General features: G+C 43.9%; 22 protein-coding genes. 8 read left to right on the top strand and 14 right to left on the bottom strand.

From position 1 onward, the window contains the following. Positions 1–492: 492 nt before the first annotated feature. The gene (locus tag SY85_RS15010; protein WP_066405720.1) at positions 493–1686 is read right to left on the bottom strand and encodes a serine hydrolase domain-containing protein; all 1194 of its coding nucleotides are present in this window, start codon (positions 1684–1686) and stop codon (positions 493–495) included. 82 nt (positions 1687–1768) lie between these two features. Here SY85_RS15010 and SY85_RS15005 point away from each other — a divergent pair, with 82 nt between their 5' ends. Then, positions 1769–2923, top strand: a complete 1155-nt coding sequence (locus SY85_RS15005; RefSeq protein ID WP_066405719.1) for an N-acetylmuramoyl-L-alanine amidase — start codon at positions 1769–1771, stop codon at positions 2921–2923. Here the strand turns inward: SY85_RS15005 and murI are convergent. Further along, on the bottom strand, positions 2915–3736 hold the full coding sequence (gene murI, locus SY85_RS15000) for a glutamate racemase (RefSeq protein ID WP_066405718.1): 822 nt from the start codon (positions 3734–3736) through the stop codon (positions 2915–2917). The genes SY85_RS15005 and murI overlap by 9 nt on opposite strands. Before the next feature lie 194 nt (positions 3737–3930). On the opposite strand from murI, the gene SY85_RS25480 reads away from it, so the two are divergent. Both SY85_RS25480 and SY85_RS14990 read left to right on the top strand, forming a co-directional pair. Then, positions 3931–4554 (top strand): hypothetical protein, encoded by a 624-nt coding sequence (locus SY85_RS25480; protein WP_148661210.1) that lies wholly within the window; start codon positions 3931–3933, stop codon positions 4552–4554. Between the two features lie 64 nt (positions 4555–4618). Further along, the gene (locus SY85_RS14990; RefSeq protein ID WP_066405716.1) at positions 4619–5101 is read left to right on the top strand and encodes a nuclear transport factor 2 family protein; all 483 of its coding nucleotides are present in this window, start codon (positions 4619–4621) and stop codon (positions 5099–5101) included. 334 nt (positions 5102–5435) lie between these two features. Here SY85_RS14990 and SY85_RS14985 read toward each other — a convergent pair whose 3' ends face one another. From SY85_RS14985 to SY85_RS14975, 3 genes are all read right to left on the bottom strand, one after another. Beyond that, positions 5436–5684, bottom strand: a complete 249-nt coding sequence (locus SY85_RS14985) for a hypothetical protein (protein ID WP_066405715.1) — start codon at positions 5682–5684, stop codon at positions 5436–5438. Positions 5685–6160: 476 nt separating this feature from the next. Next, on the bottom strand, positions 6161–7585 hold the full coding sequence (locus SY85_RS14980; protein WP_066405714.1) for an MATE family efflux transporter: 1425 nt from the start codon (positions 7583–7585) through the stop codon (positions 6161–6163). Positions 7586–7964: 379 nt separating this feature from the next. After that, positions 7965–8639 carry a uracil-DNA glycosylase family protein gene (locus tag SY85_RS14975; protein ID WP_066405713.1) on the bottom strand — a complete coding sequence of 225 codons (675 nt, stop codon included), beginning with the start codon at positions 8637–8639 and terminating at the stop codon, positions 7965–7967. A 198-nt stretch (positions 8640–8837) separates the two neighbouring features. Here SY85_RS14975 and SY85_RS14970 point away from each other — a divergent pair, with 198 nt between their 5' ends. After that, positions 8838–9251: a hypothetical protein gene (locus SY85_RS14970; RefSeq protein ID WP_066405712.1), complete on the top strand. Its 414-nt coding sequence runs from the start codon at positions 8838–8840 to the stop codon at positions 9249–9251. A gap of 237 nt (positions 9252–9488) precedes the next feature. On the opposite strand, the gene SY85_RS14965 is transcribed toward SY85_RS14970, so the two are convergent. Beyond that, complete coding sequence (locus SY85_RS14965) at positions 9489–10610, bottom strand: sensor histidine kinase (RefSeq protein WP_066405711.1); 1122 nt, start codon at positions 10608–10610, stop codon at positions 9489–9491. A 178-nt stretch (positions 10611–10788) separates the two neighbouring features. On the opposite strand from SY85_RS14965, the gene SY85_RS14960 reads away from it, so the two are divergent. Then, the gene (locus SY85_RS14960) at positions 10789–11262 is read left to right on the top strand and encodes a septal ring lytic transglycosylase RlpA family protein (protein WP_066405710.1); all 474 of its coding nucleotides are present in this window, start codon (positions 10789–10791) and stop codon (positions 11260–11262) included. A gap of 222 nt (positions 11263–11484) precedes the next feature. Here SY85_RS14960 and SY85_RS14955 read toward each other — a convergent pair whose 3' ends face one another. Beyond that, positions 11485–12117 carry a TetR/AcrR family transcriptional regulator gene (locus SY85_RS14955; RefSeq protein ID WP_082886484.1) on the bottom strand — a complete coding sequence of 211 codons (633 nt, stop codon included), beginning with the start codon at positions 12115–12117 and terminating at the stop codon, positions 11485–11487. Between the two features lie 38 nt (positions 12118–12155). Between SY85_RS14955 and SY85_RS14950 the strand changes: the two genes are divergently transcribed. Continuing rightward, entirely contained in the window at positions 12156–12710 is a 555-nt protein-coding gene (locus SY85_RS14950; protein WP_066405708.1) for a cupin domain-containing protein, read from the top strand. A 264-nt stretch (positions 12711–12974) separates the two neighbouring features. Next, positions 12975–13706, top strand: coding sequence for an endonuclease/exonuclease/phosphatase family protein (locus tag SY85_RS14940; RefSeq protein WP_066405706.1), 732 nt, complete (start codon positions 12975–12977; stop codon positions 13704–13706). Positions 13707–13924: 218 nt separating this feature from the next. Here SY85_RS14940 and SY85_RS14935 read toward each other — a convergent pair whose 3' ends face one another. From SY85_RS14935 to SY85_RS14920, 4 genes are all read right to left on the bottom strand, one after another. Next, the gene (locus tag SY85_RS14935; protein WP_066405705.1) at positions 13925–14998 is read right to left on the bottom strand and encodes a methyltransferase; all 1074 of its coding nucleotides are present in this window, start codon (positions 14996–14998) and stop codon (positions 13925–13927) included. Between the two features lie 487 nt (positions 14999–15485). Continuing rightward, positions 15486–16160, bottom strand: coding sequence for a PRC-barrel domain-containing protein (locus SY85_RS14930; protein WP_066405704.1), 675 nt, complete (start codon positions 16158–16160; stop codon positions 15486–15488). Positions 16161–16226: 66 nt separating this feature from the next. Next, positions 16227–16409 carry a hypothetical protein gene (locus SY85_RS14925; protein WP_066405703.1) on the bottom strand — a complete coding sequence of 61 codons (183 nt, stop codon included), beginning with the start codon at positions 16407–16409 and terminating at the stop codon, positions 16227–16229. A gap of 291 nt (positions 16410–16700) precedes the next feature. After that, positions 16701–17282 carry a nuclear transport factor 2 family protein gene (locus SY85_RS14920; RefSeq protein WP_082886483.1) on the bottom strand — a complete coding sequence of 194 codons (582 nt, stop codon included), beginning with the start codon at positions 17280–17282 and terminating at the stop codon, positions 16701–16703. 219 nt (positions 17283–17501) lie between these two features. Here SY85_RS14920 and SY85_RS14915 point away from each other — a divergent pair, with 219 nt between their 5' ends. Further along, positions 17502–18032, top strand: a complete 531-nt coding sequence (locus SY85_RS14915) for a CAP family protein (protein ID WP_066405701.1) — start codon at positions 17502–17504, stop codon at positions 18030–18032. A gap of 279 nt (positions 18033–18311) precedes the next feature. Here the strand turns inward: SY85_RS14915 and SY85_RS14910 are convergent, their stop codons facing one another. The 3 genes from SY85_RS14910 to SY85_RS14900 form a co-directional block, all read right to left on the bottom strand. Continuing rightward, entirely contained in the window at positions 18312–19292 is a 981-nt protein-coding gene (locus SY85_RS14910; protein WP_066405700.1) for an acyl-ACP desaturase, read from the bottom strand. A 213-nt stretch (positions 19293–19505) separates the two neighbouring features. Further along, positions 19506–21101, bottom strand: a complete 1596-nt coding sequence (locus SY85_RS14905; RefSeq protein WP_226998840.1) for a DNA recombination protein RmuC — start codon at positions 21099–21101, stop codon at positions 19506–19508. A 46-nt stretch (positions 21102–21147) separates the two neighbouring features. After that, positions 21148–21579, bottom strand: a complete 432-nt coding sequence (locus SY85_RS14900; RefSeq protein WP_066405699.1) for a TM2 domain-containing protein — start codon at positions 21577–21579, stop codon at positions 21148–21150. Positions 21580–21651 lie beyond the last annotated feature (72 nt).

The following is a 21651-nucleotide window of genomic DNA, read 5'->3' as shown; positions in this document are numbered from 1 at the left end:
GTTCTGATTATAGTTATAAACAGTAACCCGGTGCATCCCACCGGGTTTTTTTATGCTATTTAGGCTTAGCGCCAGGGCGCAGGTTTTGAACCACAGAGGCACAGAGACAGGGAGATGCACAGAAAAGGCTAAAAGGAACAAGGAGTATGACTCGACTACAAAAGTTTAGTATGAGGTTCGGTGAAACAAATGCATGATGCCAAACTTTTGTAGTCTTGGGCAGGGTCTTCGTTCATTTTAAAATTTGGTTTCCCGATACCAATCTGCGTATAGACTACAAAAGTTTGGAACCCTTAGACACAAGTCTCAACCAGCCTGCAAAAACTTTTGTAGTCAAGTACGGTTCGTTAAATAGAAAAGCCCCCTGAAGTGGAGTGCTTTTCTATTTAAACTTCTTTCCTATTCTCTGTGACGCTCTGTGCTCCCAGTGCCTCTGTGGTTCCCCCTCTCTCTGCGCTTCTGCGTGAAACCCTATAGCGCGAAGCGCTCTCTTTAGGATGGCTTTTTCAGCGCTGCATTAAACGCGCTCACTACATACGACACAATACCTGTATGTTCTACCGGGAAGGCCGGTGCGTTATTTTGTTCACGCAGGGCATTTACCAATAGCACCACGGTCATATCCTGGTAGGGCAGCTTTATCCACAAGCTACGCATGCCCTGCGGCACCTGACCTTGGGGCATCCAATGCCAGATACCGTCGTGCCAGTAGGCGTCTCCCTTGGTGGTAGCAGTAGAAAAGCAGCCATAGCCTTTTTGCAGTAAAGAGTCTTTCCAGTTGTTGGTTAAAATGCTTTCATCACCAGGGTTGGAAAGTTTGCTTAATACTTTACCTAGCTCATTAGCCGTCAGGTACCAGCCTAAGCCACCAGCGCGGCCGGTCAGGTTGCCGGCATTATAACCGCGGCGGCCAGTATAGGGATAATCATACAGCAAGGCATAACCCGGTTGCCATTCACATTGTGCGTTGGCAATGCCGCTTTTATCAAACACATGTTGTTGTACTAATAGTTCATACGCCTGCTGGGTATTGTTATCGTCCTGCGCCTCATTACCTGTCAGCGCTAACCCATTAATAACAGGCAGGGCTATACGCAATAAGCCAAAGTTGGCGTTTTGATAACAATAGCTTTTTGAAGAATCGATTTCCCGAGCTGCCATGGCTTTCAGACTTTTGTAGGTATTTAAGTCTGTATTGTTGCTACTGCCATCGGCATTGCGCAGTCCGCTTGTATGTGTAAGCAATTGGTGAAAGGTAATAGTCTTAAAACTCGCAGTCATGCTCCATTGCGCAGGCAGGTATTTATAAACGCTGTCGGAAAGAGAAATCCCTTTTTCCTGTAGCAACTCCAGTGCAGTTATAGCAGTAATGGTTTTTGAAAGACTGGCTATGTGAATGCGCGTGGTATTTGTAAACGGTTGTGCACCTTCAGCATCAACAGCTTTAGAACGCTGACCGGCAGAGCGATTCAGCACCAGCTTTGATCCACTGTATATAGCAATAGAGTACCCATATTGTGTTTTGTCCAAGCCCTTTTCCAGGCTATCAGCAAACGCAGAAAAGAAGGCGCTATTAGCGTCTGCTTTGATAGGAGTTTGAACGGTAGCTTTTTCTGGCGTGCAGGCTGCAAAAACCACCGCCATTGCAGCCGTATAGCCAAGGTGCCGGAACAGGTGTTTTTTCATGGTATCAGATGGTTCAGCTAAAAATAAAGCAGTACGCTGCTATAAAACCGCCAAAAAAGACGCTTTGGCTTAATTTGCCGGTATGAAGTACCTTTTTCTCGTTATTTACTGTTTTATTTTATCGACCATTTCCGCTCAAACCCCTATCACAGGCCGCACCACTGGCCGTTTACCCTATATGGATTATGGCTTGGGTACCGACCGCCTGGGTGGCGCTAAAATGAATTACCTGGATACTGGTATATTGGTAAAAGTGATTGACAGCACCGGCGATGTGTACAAAGTGCAACTATCAACACAACACGCCGCCTACCTGCCTAAGACGAATTTTAAAGTTGATACGGCCGCAAAGCCAAAGCCCTCTTATCTAACAGGCAGCTGGCGCGTGAATGGTGATTCAGCGTACGATTATGTCACTATCGGTTTACCAGAGCGCTTACCTTATCGCACCCAACAACAGATCGATCCTTCACGTATTGTGATCGACATTTTTGGTGCTACCAGCAATACAAACTGGGTCACACAATTAAAAACGGTAAAGGAAGTAAAGAATGTATGGCATGAGCAATTAGAAGACGATGTGTTCCGTATATACATTGAACTAAAGCATGCACAACACTGGGGCTATTTTGTTTATTACAAAAACAACATCCTTACGGTGCGTGTGAAGCGTCAACCCGAAAAGCTAAAAGTGAAACATCTCAATATTGCCATAGATGCTGGACATGGTGGTAGCAATGCAGGTGCATCTGGAACGAATACCAAGATCCAGGAAAAAGACTACACCCTTTTAATTGCTAAGCAAGTAGAAAAGTATCTGAAAAAGAAAGGCGCTAATCTATACATGACGCGCAATGAAGATGTTGACCTGGGTATGATCGACCGTACGCTAATGCTGCGTGAGCAGGATCCCAATGTGATGGTTAGCATTCACCTGAACTCTTCTTCCAACGCCACTGTAAGCGGCACCAGTACCTACTACCGTTATATTGGCTTCCGCCCTTTAACGCAACATATACTTGATCGGATGCTGGCGCTGGGACTAAACAACTTTGGCAATGTGGGCTCGTTCAACTTTGCCTTGAGCGGCCCAACAGAATACCCCAACTGCCTGGTAGAAGTAGCTTTCCTGAGCAATGCTGAAGATGAAAAGCGTATAAATGATCCTAAGTTTCACAAGCAGGTAGCCAAGCAGATCTACAAGGGTATTAAAGACTGGTTGAAATCATTAGATTGATAGATCGGTATGGCGCGACTGCACTGCCGAACCAAAGAAAGTAGTAGCCTTCATATTAAAATCTTCCGGAGCGTCTGTTGTATAAAACAGGCGCTCTCCTTTTTGAGAGATTTGGCTCTCTATTTCCGGGTGGCGCTGCAGGTAGTCTATCAAACTATGTGCTACAATATCCGCCTGCGAAAGCAGCTTTACATGTGCAGGTAGGTACTGTTGAATCTTATCTTTTAATAAAGGGTAATGCGTACAAGCTAGTAACAATGTATCTACATCAGGATTATTCGTCAGCACATTGTCCACATGCTTTTTAATAAAATAATCAGCGCCCTCACTGGTGTGCTCATTATTCTCTACCAATGGCACCCACATAGGGCAGGCTTCCTGCACCACGTTAAGACCCGGAAAGAACTTTTCAATCTCCAACAAGTACGATTGCGATTGTACGGTTCCGTTAGTAGCTAATATTCCTATGCTGTTGGTATTGGAGTACTGGCCAATCACTTCTGTGGTAGGCCGTATCACACCCAGCACGCGAGCCTTAGGGTTTAGCTTTTCCAAATCGTTTTGCTGGATGGTGCGCAAGGCCTTTGCCGAAGCCGTATTGCAGGCTAAAATCACCAGTGGACAGTTTTGATCCAACAACCATTTTACACACTGCAGCGTATAGCGATATACTGTTTCAAAGGAACGTGTGCCATAAGGTGACCGTGCATTATCGCCCAAGTACAGGTAATCATACTGCGGCAGCTGGTTCACCAGTTCTCTTAGTACGGTCAATCCGCCATAACCAGAATCAAATACGCCGATTGGAGTCATAGTGCAAAGTAAGGGGAGATGGCTGATTTCTGATTTAAGGATGTCTGATTTGGACCGCAGATTAACAAGATTTAATAAGGATTAACAGGATTGTGATTAGCTGATGAAGGAAGCTAAGAGTGAGAAAGAGAGAAAGGGGAATAAAAGTGTGCGTAATGAAAGATGCGGTATTTTAGACTTAGAAACTAACTGGCTTGAAACACGTATTATTCCTATTGCTAAGCATTACACTTTTAGCACCCACGGCTTTTGGACAAAAAAGAAAAAGAGAAACCGTTGACGTCCCTAGCGCTAGTGACATTGGTTGTATTTATAAGCCAATGTATTCTCCATCAAATCGTCTTCACTTTTATCCATTCGATGTTGCAGACTCCATTAAACTGGTTTCCTTCAGGCATCATGTACAGAACTACCCTATGAAAGGACATACAGTAGTGAAAGATAGTCTCATTGAAACAGTGGTGTTGAAGAAAAACGAAGTTGATCTGTTGACCGATATTCTCTTTAATAATTTCTATAAAACAAAAACTAAGGTCAGGGTGATAACACAGTGTTACGAACCTCGAAACGCTATTCTTTTTATAGACAAGAAAGGAATACTAAGAGACTACATACTTATATGTTTCCATTGTGACCGGTATGATCTAGGTTCAAATCAGCTGAAGGATATAGGAGATGAGTGTTATGGAAAAACAGAAAAGCTAAGAACCTTTTTCAAAGAAAAAGGTCTGCTGTTTGGTACAGACATGTCTGTGAATTCATATCCTGGCGAAACAAATAAAGACCCTGGAATACCCTCAGCATTAGAGAATAATTAGTTCTCTACCGATTATGATTTACGCCTACAAAAAGTAATCTTTATAAACTAAAACCACAGTGCACATGCGAAGCGCCAAGTACTTTTTAGCCGCGGTCTTCTTAATTATCAGTATCACCTTTCAAAATAAAGCCACGGCACAGGATTACAAATACACTTCCAGGGATCAAAAGCTCTATGATACCATTGTGCATTTAGACAGTGTGTTCTTTGGTTATTACAATACCTGTAACGTTAACCTCGATAAGCATGCAGCTTTTTATGCCGACACGTTGGAGTTTTATCATGATAATGGTGGCTTAACCAAAAGCAAACAAGACGTGGTAGAAGGGATACGTAAAAATGTCTGTGGCAAAGTAACCCGCGAGTTGATACCCGGCAGCATTGAAGTGTATTGGATACCAGGCTTTGGTGCCATAGAAATGGGCGTGCACCAGTTTCGCAATAAAGAAGAACCTAATGCCAAGCCTCACCCCGCCCGCTTTATGATCTTCTGGCAGTATAGAAACAATGAGTTTAAGATCACCAAGGTGGTGAGCTTGCATTAAGTAATGAATCAGCAAGTGTGCTAAACACCTCTTTTAGAAACAGCTTTTACATGAAAGAATAGGCTGCTATCTGGAATAACTTTTAGATAGCAGCCTATTCCTAGGCGCACCTCTCTGAGATCCTTCGCTATCGCTCAGGATGACAAAAGCAAGTGGCGTTATAGTTGGCAGGCAGGCTGTAAGCGCAAGTGACCCTTCGCCAAGCTCAGGGTGACAATGGCAAGAAACATTACGAATAGCCGTCTGTCTGAGAGTGTAGGGACGCCAAAAATCAAAAAACATTCCCTCCTTTTCTCCTTAGCTCTGTGCGAAACCCAAATCAAAAATCTTGAAATCACTCCAACAAATCATCAATAGCAATCTCCTCCAGGTAGGGTTTCAGCAATGATGGATGATTAAACGCCCGGTATTCCTCTATGGCCTTCGTCTGTATATTGCAAAAAGCCTCTGCGTAATAATTATCCATTTGAAAAAGAAATACCATGTAAGGATAGCGGGTGCGTTTGGCTATCAGAATACCCTGGTGCAGAACAACTACTTTCTTTTCCCCTTCGCTTAATAAGATAAATTCGGCAAGTCTCATCGTTCCAATTTTTAATAGTGTTTACAAATGCGTACTACTAGCTTTTCGAAACAGAACAGAAATCGATAGCGATGCGAACGGAAACGTAACTGATTAAGGGTAATGGCAAAAGCGTGTAAAATGTAAAGAGGCAGGAGGCAGTTGCTTATGCCATTTTTTGAGACTCTTAAAGTTACAACATCATAAACAAATTTAAAAGGACGATTTCCTAAGGATGAGCCCTTCACGCTATACCCATAAAAAAAGCTGCAATAGATTTAATCTATTGCAGCCTTAGGGCTGTATAAATTATATTAATCACTGAAGACTTCTTATTGACCACTCTCCCTTCTGTCGACCGTAGTCCGTAGGCAGTGGACCATTTCACGTTTCACGTTACTCACCATTTACCACTCATCACTCCTCATTCATCACTCATTTCTCCCATAGCTTACAGCGTTCACCCTTACTCACCATTCACCACTCACTACTCACCATCACAGCTTCACCTTTTTCCACCTGCCTCTCTTAAACAGAATATAAGCGGCAATGGTAATGCAGGTTTCTGCCACCGGTATGGCAATAAACACACCCATCGGCCCCAGGTTTAATACTACCGATAAAACATAGGCAAGCGGTATCTGCAACAACCAGAAGCCAAACAAGTTTACCCAGGTGGGTGTCCAGGTGTCGCCGGCGCCATTAAAGGCATTGATCATCACCATTTCAATCCCATAAAATACATAGCCTGCACTCACAATACGCATAGCCAGCGCGGCATACCGCGTAACATCCGGATCGCTGGTAAAGAAGGAGAGCGTAAACTCGGCAAACAGGAAAAAGAACACCGTCACTACGGCCATGAAGATGATATTGTACTTGGCTGTTTTTAAAACCGAAGCTTCTGCTCGCTCGGGCTGTTTTGCTCCCAGGTTCTGACCTACCAGGGTGGCAGCAGCATTGCTTAGGCCCCAGGCAGGCAGAATAAAGAACATGATCACCCTTAGGGCTGTTTGATAACCGGCAGAGGCTTTATCACCGCCTGTCTTGGCCACCATTACCGCCAGGAAGATCCAGCTGCACGAGGCAATCACATATTGAAGTGTGCCCGGCGAGGCAATACGAGCTACTGTTTTGATCAGGGGCCAGTCCAAATGAAAATGCTTTGACCGGATGCGCACCGTGCCATCGCCTTTAAACAAATGATAGAGCTGATACACTACTCCTATGCCCCGGCCAAGGGTAGTAGCCAAAGCTGCTCCTGTTAGTCCAAAAGCGGGAATGGGACCAAGGCCGCGAATCAAAATGGGACAAAGAATGATGTTACAGATATTGGCCAGCCACAGGCTTTTCATAGCCATAGAGGCATCACCAGCTCCACGGAAAATACCATTGATCATAAACAGCAGCATGATCACCAGGCTGCCTCCCATCATGATGCGCGTATAGTTTGTACCGGCTTCTACAGTGCCCGGCTCAGCACCCATAATGCGCAGGATATCGGCTGCATAAATAACACCAACAATACTGATGATAATGGTAATGAACACCGATAACCAAATGGCCTGCATACCGGCCCGTGCAGCGCCATCGGGATTCTTCTCACCAATACGGCGGGCCACCATGGCGGTAGCTGCCATGCTAATGCCAATGGCCAGCGAGTAAATAATGGTGATCACCGACTCGGTAAGACCAACGGTTTGTATGGCCTGGCTGCTATTGGGCAGGTGACCTACAAAGTACAGGTCTACCAGGGCAAACACACTCTCCAGCATCATTTCCAGCATCATGGGAACAGCTAGCAGAAACACAGCTCTACGGAGACTTCCTTGCGTATAATCCTGCTCCTCGCCCTTGAGCGATTGCTTAATGAGCGTAAATAGTTTATGCGACTTAGATGTATAAGTTATTGGTTGCGACATGAGAATAAAAAAAGGATTAAGACAATTGAAAAAAGAGATGTAACGGCTCACCGCTCATCAGTTGATAAAGACTAGAGAGAACAGGTCCTTAAAAAGGTGTGGGACCAAAAACGAACTTCATATGCGTTGTCTTAAGGAGGGATAAATGTAGGAAAAAGAACTAGGATTAGAGAACTGGGATTTTCCAGATTGGAAGGATTAGGAGGAGAGAGTTGACAAGTTTACAGCTTGACAAGTTGATAGGGTATGTAAGCAACAAATAAAGAGTAGTGCGGTATTACAATGCTCATTTCAATAATCGACATCCTTGTTAACCTGTCAACTTATCAACTCCTCACTCATTATTCATTACTCACCATTCACCACTGACCACTCACTCTTAGGCACTTAACGCCTGTAGATAAAGCTGTATATATTCTTCTTTTTGCTTCCTTCTGTATTGTAAGATAAAGCGCGGGTGTGGCAGCGGCACTACTTCTTCAAACCATTGTTCTTGCTGGTTGAGTTTGTTTAGGAATTTGAAATTCTTTTCACCACCAATGCAAAAGCATTTATCGCGTTTAAAATTTAGCTGCAGCAGTTGATTGATGCTTTCCATAATAAAAGGTGTAACGGCCACCTGCAGTTGCTTATCGTCGTAGTAGTTGATGTTGATACCGTCTTTTATAAATCCCAGTGGACATACTGCACCAATAAAGTAATCGTTATAAAATGTATCAGGACCTCCATACGCATTGATCATGTCATAGATAAATTCAGCGGATAGTTCCGACTGCATTTTCAAATTGTGGTCAATACCACATTCTTCTTTCAGTTGTTTGGGTGCTGTAAAGTTTACACCTGTTACACCGGCACCAAAGCGACCAGGATTAATACCCAGGAACAAGCGGCGTGGCTCTTTGTCAGCATAGTACTTATCAAAGAAACGCTTTACCAACTGCATCACTTCTTTGTGCTGCTGTGGGTACAGCCATTCAATGTTGTTGGGTAGTTGTTGTGGTGGTTGCAGGTTCTTATAAAAAGCTAACAGTTCTTGTGCCCAGGTCTTTTTCATAACGGAGTGCAAAGATGAGAATTTGTTTGAAGTAAGTAGGTTGGATTTTGTGGATTGCGACACTAGCAGCCTGTAAAAGCAAATGTCCGGCAGTTCAGCGTCAAGCTATTAGCATTCACTTTTTTGTATATCCATGTCGTATTTTTACTTGTTGTGCGTAATCTCAATAGCTTCACTATAAGCGGACAACTTTGTAACATGCGGCTTTTTACCTTATTTGCTTTATTTCTCTTTTTATTTGAAAGTTGTGCCTTTGATGGTGATGCTGATAATTTAATTTTACAGGAGATTGTTGTAGGAAACTTTAAGTTAGAACAGCAAGCGAAAAGCGATGAAATACAATTAGTTTTTCAATCTACCCCTGAATTTTCAGCTGACGTGATTTCAGATTGTAAGACACTCGGATATGACTCAGTCAACAAGACAATTCTTGTCGCAGAATATGTGACTCCGAATGATAATAGTTACTATAAAATTAATATCATTGACGCCAATTCTAAGGACATGATTAACGCCTGCAACAAGACCGAGATTTCAGAATTAGAGTATGTGACATATCTAAAACGTTGTAAAACGTGCAACGTTAGAAACTTTTCAAAAAAGTGGAAGTAAATAGTTGTAACTAAGCGCTACGCACAACATACGCTTCTTTTCCATTGTTGATCTTCTCTGTGCGCTAGCCGTTGTGTATCTTTTGACCAACAACCGTAGCGTGGGTGGCAGCCTATCAACTGTTAAAGGCACCGGCTTACGTTCAGCAATTCCCTGTTACCCTGGTCTCAGCCGTGTCTCTTTCTACACACAAATCCATGCAAAGGAGACATGGCTATAACCTTGAACAATACAAGTTTACTTCTGTATCATTTCTTTAAGCTCCCGTTTCGTTGCCGCCGCAAGTGCAGGCTGTTCCATATCTATTAAAGCAATCGTTACGGCAAACCACTGATCATCCTGTTCAATACTTAATTCAGGACGTTGCAGCATATGGTATCGCCGATTAATACTATTGAGACCAATACCTGTAGATTCTACCAGCCCTTGTTTTTTGCGAAGCGTGTTGCGAACCACCAACGTATTGTTAGAAGTAGTAAAGAGTTGGATCTGTAATGGATGATCCGTGTGATAGTGGTTGTGTTTAACAGCATTCTCTACCAATAACTGAAGGGTTAATGGTGGTAGTAATAATGCTTTTGCTTCTTCGGCTACTTGCACATTCAGCGCAACGCCTTTACCAAAACGGACTTGTAAAAGGTGATAGTAAGATTGCAATAAGCCCAATTCGTTCTCCAGGGTGGTTAGATCCGTTTCGTTATTGCGTAGCAGGTATCGGAACACTTTAGTGAGTTCATCAAGAAAAACTTCTGCCTGTGCTGGATCTTCACTGATAAGCGAAGAGAGGGAGTTTAAGTTGTTAAATAAAAAATGAGGATTGATGATTCCTTTCAACTGTTGTAATTCGGCTTTTAGCTTTTCTCTTTCCAGATCATCTCGTTCTCTTTCTGTATAGCGCAACCTGGCGAAATGGTACAAGGTTTCATACACGGCTAATAAGAATAAAAAAATGAAGAAAGAATAGGTAGCGGCTGAACCTATAACACCTGATGTAAGTTTTACATCATTGACATAAAGGTTAGAGCCTGTATTGGCATACATCATCCAGTCGCCAAGGCGTACATAATTGCTTAGTGCCTTGCCTACCGCATAAACAAACGTGGAATATAAAATACCCGCTGGTATTAAAACAAAAAGCCGCAGCCATCTTTTTTGTATACGAGCAAAAAAAGGACGGCTCTGGTAAATCAGCTTACGACTACCTTCAGTTAACGCCAGCGCGCCGATAAAGGTTATCAGCACTGCACCTGTATTGCGGAGGTTAAAGCCGTGTTGGAAAAAGAACCGGAAATAAACCACTAATAAAACCGGCAGAGCAACCGCCAATATGCGAAACCATTTATCCTTTACCTTGATCAAAATGCAGTCATTAAAGCACTAAGCTAATACATAGCTGGCTACTGAACAGCATATTTAGGTTTATCATAATGAGCGCTTTCAAGGCCATTTATTTGGCAACCCTCTCTTCTTTATCAATTACTCCAGCCGTAACTTTAAGAAACAAAGGTCATTTGTAGCGTTTACTTCAAGCGTTTGTATGAAACCGTCTTATCGTCTATCGGCTCATCTTTACTCTTACTTCCTTTTTATGTCGGTATTGGTAGTGAGTTGGTTTTCCTTTGCGCAATGCCATAACAGCACCACTCCACCGCCACAAAAAGATACGGTCAAAGAAACCAAAACCGGGCTAGCCTCTTATTATGGACATGCCTTTGAAGGTGAAGAAACGGCCAGTGGCGAAACCTTTCATCTCAAAGAAATGGTAGCGGCCCACCCCACTTATCCCCTTGGCACAGTGGCACTCATCACCAACCTTGAAGAAGGGGGCTCTGTGGTGGTACGCATTATAGATCGTGGACCAACAGATGAAAACGTAGCCGAAGGTGTGATCATCGATCTCTCAAAAGGGGCCGCACAAAAATTGGGCATGGTGAAAGAAGGCCGTATCAAGGTGAAGGTAGAAGTATTACAGTGGGGCACAAACGAATACAATCGCGAGAAAGATCGTTGAGAAAGGTTATGAATTTCGGTTTTTTCTATAAGCAAAGCTTCTGAGATCCTTCACTGCGTTCAGCATGACAGGTAAGTGGCGTTATAGATAGCAAGCGGGTTGAAAGGGAGAGAGTGAAACCAGAAACCTGTAACCTGAAACTTTCAAATCAGAAATCTTGAAATCTTAAATCCTTTCCTCCTTCTTCTCTTAGCTTCCATCAGCTAATCCCCTTCTCCTTAACTAAAGGCCTTCCATGAATTGCTGCATCTCTTTCTTAGCCTTTGCTGTAGCATAAGGCATCATCAGCTTTGTGATCAGTATCAGGTAGTGGCGGATTTGTTCTGCACTACTTACCTTACGAAACGATATAGCCGCCTCTGATATCCAGAACCGGCTGATGAGGGCAATTGTTGATACTAAATAATCCTTGTCAGCATCATTATCATTTAGCTTTAAATAGCCAGATGTAGCAAGCACTTCTATATTCGATTTAATAGTTGCATTTCTGAGGTCTTGTGTCTTTTTATAAGAAGCCGAAATAAACTTATTCTGCTCCATGAGGTGCACAAAGCTGAGCAGCAAACACCGGAATGCTACATGATGCTGAAAAACCTGGTGCAGCATAACAAGAAAGCCATTCATGGTCATGTTTTCTCTTGCCACAATTACCGTTGCATTCTTTTTGCGAAGCTCTTGAGATAGTTGATACACCAGGTCATCCTTAGTGGGAAAGTAGTAAGTAATGTTGCTCACACGCATATCCAAAACAGCCGCTAGCTCACGCAGACCAACATATTCGATTCCCTGTTCATTGAACATTTCTAACGCTTTATCCAGTATTTTTTCCCTTGTATTCATTATCAATTTGGACATTGTCCAAATATAGGTAGTTTTACAGAAACTTTACTGCAATGAACTACCAATTACCTCATAGCATACAAAACTGCATTGGTGAAAAACTGACCTTCTTAGAAGTAATAAAGGAGCACGATGGGGATAAACTGCTGGTTGAGAATTTTGTAACGCCCAAAAGTGGCCCTCCCATGCATACTCACTTTATGCAAGACGAAGTATTAACAGTAGTCAGTGGTCAACTAGCCTACCAGGTAAAGGGTCAGCCCACACAATACGCTGGTGTTGGTGAAACGGTAGAATTTAAGCGTGGCACACCGCACCGGTTTTGGAATGTAGGAGAAGAAGAACTGCATTGTACCGGCTGGATAAAACCTGCGAATACGATTGTCTTTTACTTGACAGCAGTATATGATGCACAAAATAAGTCAGGCACCCATAGACCAGAAGCATTTGATGGAGCTTATCTGCTCACTCGCTATGCATCGGAATACGAGATGGCAGACATGCCATGGTTTGTTAAAAAGATTATTATTCCTGTTACGTACAACATTGGGCGACTCTTAGGAAAATACAAACACTTCAAAAATGCACCCAAGCCGCTAAAAGCCTGACAATAGAAAGGCTTTTCTAAGATGCAGGTATGGCCTATCTTCAACTGCAGCTTCTTACTGTGCATTATCTTTTTACTCAAGCACTTAACTATACTAAGAGAGGCATTACAAAAGATAGGTGGATTGAGAATGAAAGGATGAAACGAGAAGCCTGCAACCTGAAACTTTGCGTTGGCGTACCGTACGCGATACTTCAGGGCGTGCTAAGTATAATACTGTTCATCTAATTAACCCAAATTAATCCGCGATCCTTAGTTTTACACCATGTATAAACTTCTGTACCTGTCTATTCTGGCTACCCTATTCTGCAGCCAGACGTCTGCGCAAAAGAAACTGCGCCTGCTTACCTACAACATCCGCAATGCCAAAGGCATGGATAATAAAGTAGATTATGATCGCGTAGCCGCCGTATTGTTGCAGGCAAAGGCACCTATCGTAGCCTTACAGGAAGTGGATAGTGTTACCAAGCGTAGCAACGCAGTAGATGTATTGCAGCAGCTGGCACAAAAAACAAAGATGCAGGCTGTTTACGGTGCCGCCATTCCGCTGCAAGGTGGCAAGTATGGCGTAGGATTGCTTTCAAAAGAAAAGCCCCTGCAACACTATACTATCCCTTTGCCTGGTAAAGAAGAAGAGCGCGTGCTGCTGGTCGTGGAGTTCAAAAAATACGTAGTGTTCAACACGCATTTCTCTCTCACGGAGGCGGACCGCTTAGCATCCGTGAATATTATCAATGAACAGGCTACCCATTTTCAAAAACCTATTTATCTGTTAGGCGATCTGAATGCCGAGCCTACTTCACCGGTACTGACTGCCTTACAACAAAACTGGACATTGCTTAGTGGCACAGCGCTAACTTTTCCTGCCAATACTCCTGATCGCTGTATTGACTATATCTTCAGTCGCAATGCCATAAAGCAAAAACATATGTCCGCAACCGTTATTAATGAGGCTATAGCTTCTGATCATCGGCCGGTATTGGTAGAAGTGAAATAGCAAACGCACACCCTAACCCTTAAAGGGAGCCCCACGCTGACATGAACCACAGCGAATGTATTTAAAAGAAAAAGCACTCCACTAATAGGAGTGCTTTTCTATATAGCACCGCTTGATCGCCTTTTCTTATGTGGCAGCTATTAACGATTCTCGTTCTTGCGTGCAGCGTGCAGCTCTCTCTTCTCACAGCTCATAGCTCACGGCTCGAAGCTAACTCCTCACTTATACGCAATCGCCGCACTGGTAGGACCAGCAAGATGCAGCAATTCAAAGCGTGTAAAGCCGGCTTCTTTTGCGAGATTTTGGAAGTCGTTGAAAGTAAAGTCATAACCTGCCTGAGTTTCTATAAGCATGTTTAGTGACATCAGTAAGCCAAAGGTGTTTTCCTTGCGCTCGTTGTCAATAATGCCTTCAATCACTATAAAGGCGCCGCCTGCAGGTAAGGCTTCATAAGCTTTTTTCGCGAGCTTCAGTTTATCCTCATATCCCCAGTCGTGCAGAATGTTACCCATGGTAATGATATCGGCCTTGGGGAAGGGATCTTTAAAGAAGTCGCCACTTTGAATACGTACACGCGCTACTGCATCAAAGCGCTCCACCCATTTTTTTGCTACCTGTTCTACGGCAGGTAGGTCGTAGGTGATCGTTTGCATGTGCGGGTTGTTCAATGCTACCTGTATGGCCAGCAGCCCTGTAGCGCCACCCATATCACAGAGTGTTTGGTAGCGGCTAAAATCAAAGTTGCGGGCAAGGGCCATAAAGGCACCCATCTGGATACCGGCCATGGCTTCCATGAATTGTGTCAAGCGGTCAGGGTCAGCATAGAAGGCATCAAATGGGTTAGCATCCGTTGATTCGTCCTTGACCTCGTTTTGTGGCTTTCCGGTTTTTAAGCCATCTTCCAGAGTACCCCAGAAAGGATACAGGCGATCGTTGCACATTTCCAATAAGCCACCAATATAGCCCTGCTTATTACGGTCAAGGAAAAACGAAGTGTCGGCAGTATTGCTATAACGGGCGGTTGTACCTTGCCCTTCCCGGTTAAGAAATTTTAGTGAATGCAGTGCGTCTAAAAAATCATAAATACTACGCGGATGAAGGTCTAGTTTCTGACGGATTTCTTCGGCTGTAAGCGCCTTTCCTTCTAACTCGGTAAAAAGGCGCAGTTTAATAGCAGCCAGTAATGTTTTGGAGGCCCAGAAGCCGGTTCCTACTTGCATAATGGCAGATGGGTTGGGCGTTGTAGTAGGTGTCACTTGAGAGGTTACCAGCTCTTCGTGTAGTGCTTGCATAAATGGTTTTGTATTTAAGGTTTAAAATGAAACGAAACAGCAGGGCAGGATTGGTGTTGGTTTTGTAGTAGTGCGGAAGGAAAGTGAAACTACAATGTTTCAAACCTCTGTAAAAGCGATGAGCTGTTTATTTTTGTGTGAATTGTAATTAGTGAATGGTGAATAGTGTAGGGGAAGCAGTGAGTTGTTGCTGAGGTGAAGAGAAGCTGCACGCTGTAAGCTATACGCTAAACACAGAGAGAGGAAACACGGAGGCTCCGAGGCAGGGAGGGGCACAGAGAATGTGTGTGGTCCGCAGATTACCCAGATAAACGCAGAAGGGTGGTTTCTGGTTTCATCTTTACGCTTTCAACCATAATGCTATGCGTAACGCCACTTACATTGAAGACACAATCTCAAACTTCAAACATTGCATCTTACCTATTAAATGGTAGAAGCAGCCCCACCGGGGACTGCTTCATCGTTATATAGGGATTTATTGATCTTATTAGTAGCGTGGGCGGCGGCCGGTGCGACGATAAAAGTCTTCATCGGTTTCGCCTGGTCTAAGATCGTCTTCATAAATATCTCTACGGTTAGATACCGGTACATTCATATCTACATCACGAGGTGTATAAACATCTTCATTATAATTATACTCCCGGTCACGATCATAGGAACTACGGCGTCGGCGATACATATTGTCTTCATTGAAGTAGTCGTTGTCGTAAAAACTTTCATCCACATCATCATCTACATTAGTGGTAGATGGTGATGTACGTGTAGCGCCAAGGTTCATGTCGCCAAATACAGTGCGGATATCTCTTTCGGTTTTAGCACCCAGTTTGGCGGTTTGATAACGCGGCAGTGCCCGCAACTGGAAGGGAGATACATTGGGTAATAAAACATCATTATCTGTATGGTCCAATTCGGCAAGTCCAATGGGTATCATTACGCTGCGCTTATCCAGCTCCAGATCTGGTGTATCCTGGATATCAACAATCAGGTAACGTACTTTGTTGGCACGGATATCAAAGATGAGTTCTCCTACGGTACCATATTTACGTCCTTGTTCATCACGCACATCCCAGCCTCGTATATCAGGCTGCCCTTTCGCTATTTGAAAATCACTTTTTGATAGCTCGCGCAAACGTGTTGTAGGTGTTTCTTTTTTACCAAACATATTGTATCCTTTTTGGGGAAGCCAGACTTCCCGGTGAAGTAATTAATTGTTGTAACCGGTTTCCTTCTACTGTCCGGTTGGTGTGCCGGTGGTAGTCGTTGTTGTTTGTTCTGTGGTGGTTGTTTTGTTGTTCTGAAGCTTGTCGCGATTGGCCCATACCAAATAGCCAACAACCGCCAGTACGATCAAGGCCAACAGTATCCATAATACCGGTGATTTACGCTTACGTTCCACATATAACTCTGCCATAACTTAAGTTTTATCTGAGTGCATTAGAATAATAATCACATAAATTCTGTGCCATGTAGGGCTGTGAGGAAAAGCTGCATGCTGCAAGCTTTACGCTGCACGCCAAACAGCCGGTTCTTACTGTAGACGGTCATCTGTGGACCGTGTATTATTTCTCACGTTTCACTTTTTACATCTCACGACTTATAGTTGTTTAAACTGTAATCCAGTTAATCCTACTAATCCCTCAAATCTGCGGTCACAAAAAACCCTGACCTACAAAGGCCAGGGTTCGTCTAAACCGTACCGCCTTTACTGCACCGGAGGTTTGGCGGTATACTGACGTATAAAATCGATCTTTCCATCGCGATTAACACGCCAGATCTCATGAATAACATTAGTAGTAGAACCACTGGCATTGGTATCGTTTTCTGTGCCCCAGATCAGCACCCAGTCTTCGTTGCGGTCGGTGCTGTGCATAGGCACCCAGGCATCTACAGTACTTTTTACACTGGAGAATTGACCACGAAATTGTTTAACGGAATTCAAGACACTGTCTTTACCACGGATCACCATTCCATTAGGGGCTTGAAACATCACGGTATCGGCCAACATGGCCGCACTTCGATCAAATGTGTTGTTGTCATAATCTTTCCACATTGATAACACCATACGGGCGTGCTCTGGGTTGCCCATTGTAAACTTGGAAGAATAATCTGCTGTATAAGGGAAGGCGCCAGCTTCTGCCATTCCACCGCCACCGCCTTGCATAGTAGTATCGGTCATGGTGGGCTGTGTTTCAGCATTTTTCTTCTTGCTCTTTTTCTGTGCCATCAAGGGGATAGACACCAATAAGAAAAGAACCATTATTAGTGCATGCAGTGTTGATCTCATTGTTGTTCGTATTTAAAAGGTGAAGAATACATTACCTTTTTACAATGATCACACAGGGTGTAGGTGATAAAAAGCAACAGGTTACAAGAGAACGTTAGCAGCAAGCAGTTTAGACAGGAAAAGGTTGAATAGAAAGTTACGACATTCGATGCAGGATTCCTAGTGTAGCTTTGTGCGGGTCTCACAATTCCAACAGCCCTACACACGTTATTAATGCATATGAAAAATGGCCAGGTTCTTTTGTCTATTTTACTGTTGTTCACTGTTGCCACACGAGCGCAAACAGTGCCGGCATCAACTGGGTCTCTTTTAAGCCAGCAAGAAGCGCAAGACGCTTTAGACGTTCATAATAAAGCACGTAAAGATGTAAGTGTAACATCCTTGAGCTGGTCGGCAGAGCTGGCTGCTTTTGCACAGGCATGGGCAGATCATTTGGCCAAGAGCGGATGCAACATGAAGCATCGACCTGCTTCTGGTACATGGGCTCAACAGTATGGCGAAAACATCTTCTGGGCACAGGGCCGTTCGTTATTAGCCACCGATGCCTCACGTAGCTGGTATAGTGAAATTGATCAGTACCAGTATGGCCCATTCGACGGTACCAACAAAGGTGTGGGACACTATACCCAAATGATATGGAAAACCACCCAGTCGGTAGGCATTGGCAAGGCCACTTGCAGTAATGGAGCTGTTATTATTGTAGCGAATTATAATCCGCCTGGAAATACAGTAGGCACGAAACCGTATTAGACATTTGCAGTGAGTGAGGGAAGCTACAAGCTGTACGCTACACGCTGCAGGCGGCTTACCGTGAAAGGTTAAACGTAAGACGTGAAAGAAGCTCACTCACAAAACCTGAGTATTAAACCATTTTAAATAAGAAGTCACTCCATCAATGGAGTGACTTCTTATTTAAATCTATTCTTTTCCCATACTCTCTGTGTTCCTCCCTGCACCCCGTCTCCTTGACCCATTCTGCACTCCAGCGCGCCATGCGTGCAGCGTATAGCGTGTAGCTTGCAGCTTCTATCACACAATCCAACTAAACTTGTAGCTAGATGGCTTAGGATTAATACGTTCGGCCAGGCGGAACAAGCGGTCGGGGAGTTTCATCAGGTAATCACGTGCTTTTTCACCGGCTTCGTTCAGGTTGGTCAACGAATCAATTTTCCATTCTTTAAGCAGCACTTTTAAGATGGCCACGTAATCTAATGCCGTATATACACCAATACGTTGGGCAGCTTCAGAGAAGTGGGCAAAGGTTTCGCCCTTGGCCATGCCCATCTCGCGCAGGAAATGTGCCGGCATTACAATCTTTTTGCGCATCATATCTTCAAACGCTACCATCATTTCTGAGGGATCGATCAAAAGAATTTTACTGACAAATGATTTGTATGCATTGGCATGCCGCATTTCATCGGAGGCAACATGTCCACAGATCTTGGCCAGTTGCTCATCGCCGGCTTTCTTGGCAAATTGCGCTACGCGGCGGTGTGAAAGATTAGTGGCCATTTCCTGGAAGGAGGTATACACAAAATTGCGGTACGGGTCATGCGCAGTTCCAATATCGAAACCGTCTGCCAGCAGATACTGTGTGGAGATCTGCAGCTGGCGCATATTTACCCTTCCCGACAAGTATAGGTAAGTATTCAGCACATCACCATGGCGGTTTTCTTCAGCTGTCCAGTTACGTACCCATTGGTGCCACCCACCTTCAGGATCATCTTTCGGGCCTTTTACCTGCATTAGCCAGCTTTCGTAGGTAGGCAAGGCCTCTTCAGTAATGGTATCACCAATCAGCACGGCTACCAGATCGTACGATAACGTGGCGGCACGGGCCTTCAATTCTTTTACCTGATCAAAGAAATCATCACGATCGCTTTGCGGTAATAAATCGGCTGGCTGCCAGATGTCATCAATAGGTTTTAAATACTGGAGAATAGCTTCCTGAATTTCTTTATCCAAATGGTTCATCACTTCCGCGCGGGATATCTTCGAGACGTTCTGCATTGTATTCCTATAATTAAATGATTAAGCTTAAAACTTATAGTGCAAAAGTCGGACAAATCTTTTTCAGTGAAAAGATGAGCTACATGAAGTTTGTTGCTCGAATAGAAAAATAATTGTGCAGCCAAGCAATTTAGCTATAAATAGGAAGCTACAAGCAAACAGCCTAATGCCATTGACTTACTGACTTTTGTCGTCTATCGACTGTGGACTCATTCACTCTTCTATCAGCTGCTGGTCCTCCTCATCACTAGCCAACACTTCCACTTCTTTCAATTGACGCTGTATGGCACGAGTGCGCACACCCATCACGTTATCTAGCTGGTTCAATCCTGTTTGAATATTGTTCTGTGCTTTTTGCAGCAGACCACCAAACTGGCCAAACTCTTTCTTTACTGAACCCAGCACCTGCCACACTTCAGCGCTCCGTTTTTGAATGGCCAATGTGCGGAAGCCCATTTGCAGGGAGTTTAAAATTACCGCCAGTGTAGTAGGGCCGGTGATAATTACATGGCAGTCGCGCTGTATTTCTTCCAGCAAACTGGCCTTGCGCACTACTTCGGCAAACAAACCTTCAAAAGGCAGGAACAGGATACCGAAATTGGTGGTATGAGGTGCATCCAGATACTTGTCGCAAATGTCTTTAGCCATTCGCTTTACGGTTGCCTCCAGTGTACGCTGTGCCGCTTCTATGGCAGCAGTATCGCCGGTATCGTGAGCGTTTTGCAAAGTTTCATAGGCATCTTTAGGAAACTTGGCATCAATAGGTAGCCATACAAAATCTCGCTCGCCCTCTTTATTTGGGAACTTAATAGCAAACTCTACACGCTCGCTACTACCCTGCTTAGTAGCTACATTGGCTTCATACTGCTCTGGTGCAAGAATGTTTTCTAACAGCATGTGTAATTGCACCTCGCCAAAGCCGCCGCGCATCTTCACATTGCTCAATACTTTCTTCAATCCGCCTACATCTTGTGCCAATGTCTGCATTTCACCTAATCCTTTTTGTACACTTTCCAGTTGTTGACGCACTAGCTCAAATGACTGACCCAGTCGTTCATTTAAGGTCTTCTGTAATTTTTCGTCTACTGTTTCCCGTATACCTTCCAATTTCTTCTCGGTGCTTTCAACCAGTAGGCGTTGCTTGTCTTCCAATTGGCCAAACTTTTCGCGTAACACCTGGTTGAAGGAGCCAACATTCTTATCAAAGGTTTCATTGAAGCCTTTAAATGAAGTGTCCATGGTTTGTCGTGCTAAGTGTTGATCGTTTTTTGCTTGCTCATTAAGCTGTTGCAATTTCTCCTCTACTTTCCGGTTGATCTTTTCCAGCTCAAGAGTTGTCTGCATGGATTGCTCGCGTTGTGCAGCCTTAAGTGCTTCCAGTTTGGCACTTTGCTCCAGTGAAAAATCTTTAAGTGCAGTGGTAATGGTTTCCCGGTTAGACTGGTTATTCACGTCTGTTTTTTGAATAAGCGCCGTGATCTTTTCTTCCAATGTCCGGTGGATATTTTCACTAAACGTGCGGTTGGTATCCGTCATCAGTTTCAGCGTATCCGTCATTTCGCCTTTAAACTGATGCAGGGCAATGCTGAGCTCCTGCCGGTTGGCTGCAGCAGATTGGGTTAATTCTTCCCGGTTGAGACGAAAATCTTCTTTGAGGTGAATAGAGATACCATCCAGCTTTTTTAATAGATCGTCAAGCTTGTAGGAAAGAGCGAACAAATTGTTGTTAGGCTTGGGACGGAAAATAATCAGCAGTATAAGCGTTACTACACTAATACCGCAAGAAGCTATAACAAGTGGCAAAATCATAGTTGTACAGAAAATGTATTAATGGGCAATGGCAGAGGGAAAACGCTTATTGTGCACCAAAAAGTATGGCAGTAGAAAGTGTGGTTGCCACTTTTTTATTCAGAGAGAGAACCGGTGTGGCTTGTAGTTGATGATGCAGTGCTTTAAACTGTTGTTGCAATCGCACTTCCTCCATGTGGCAATGTTCAGCCTCGTCAAGTCGCTGTTCCTCTATGAGGCGTTGCTTTTTCTTATTGATCTGACGTAATTGGTATTGCAAGGCCCTGCGCTGTTGAATGATGTTATAACGTTGCACCAAACGTGGCAGTGTAAATAGGTCGATCAGAGAACCGATGCCAAACAAGCCAAACGTTAAGGTCCAAACTAGGCAGGTGCGGTGTTTATCCAGGTAAATACGGTGTAACCCCAGCCATCCGAAACCGCTAAACAGCCAAAGGATATAGGCCGTGCGCACTGATTTTTGAGGAAAGTAATTCATGCCGCCAAATTAAGCTGTGGGTGCGGTACTTCATAGCCTTTCAATCCTTGTGTAACTTATACACAACTATTG

This window comes from Flavisolibacter tropicus, assembly GCF_001644645.1.
Taxonomy (GTDB): Bacteria; Bacteroidota; Bacteroidia; order Chitinophagales; family Chitinophagaceae; genus Flavisolibacter; species Flavisolibacter tropicus.
Note: the sequence above shows the minus strand (reverse complement) of the source record. Positions and strands in the feature narration are given on the sequence as shown.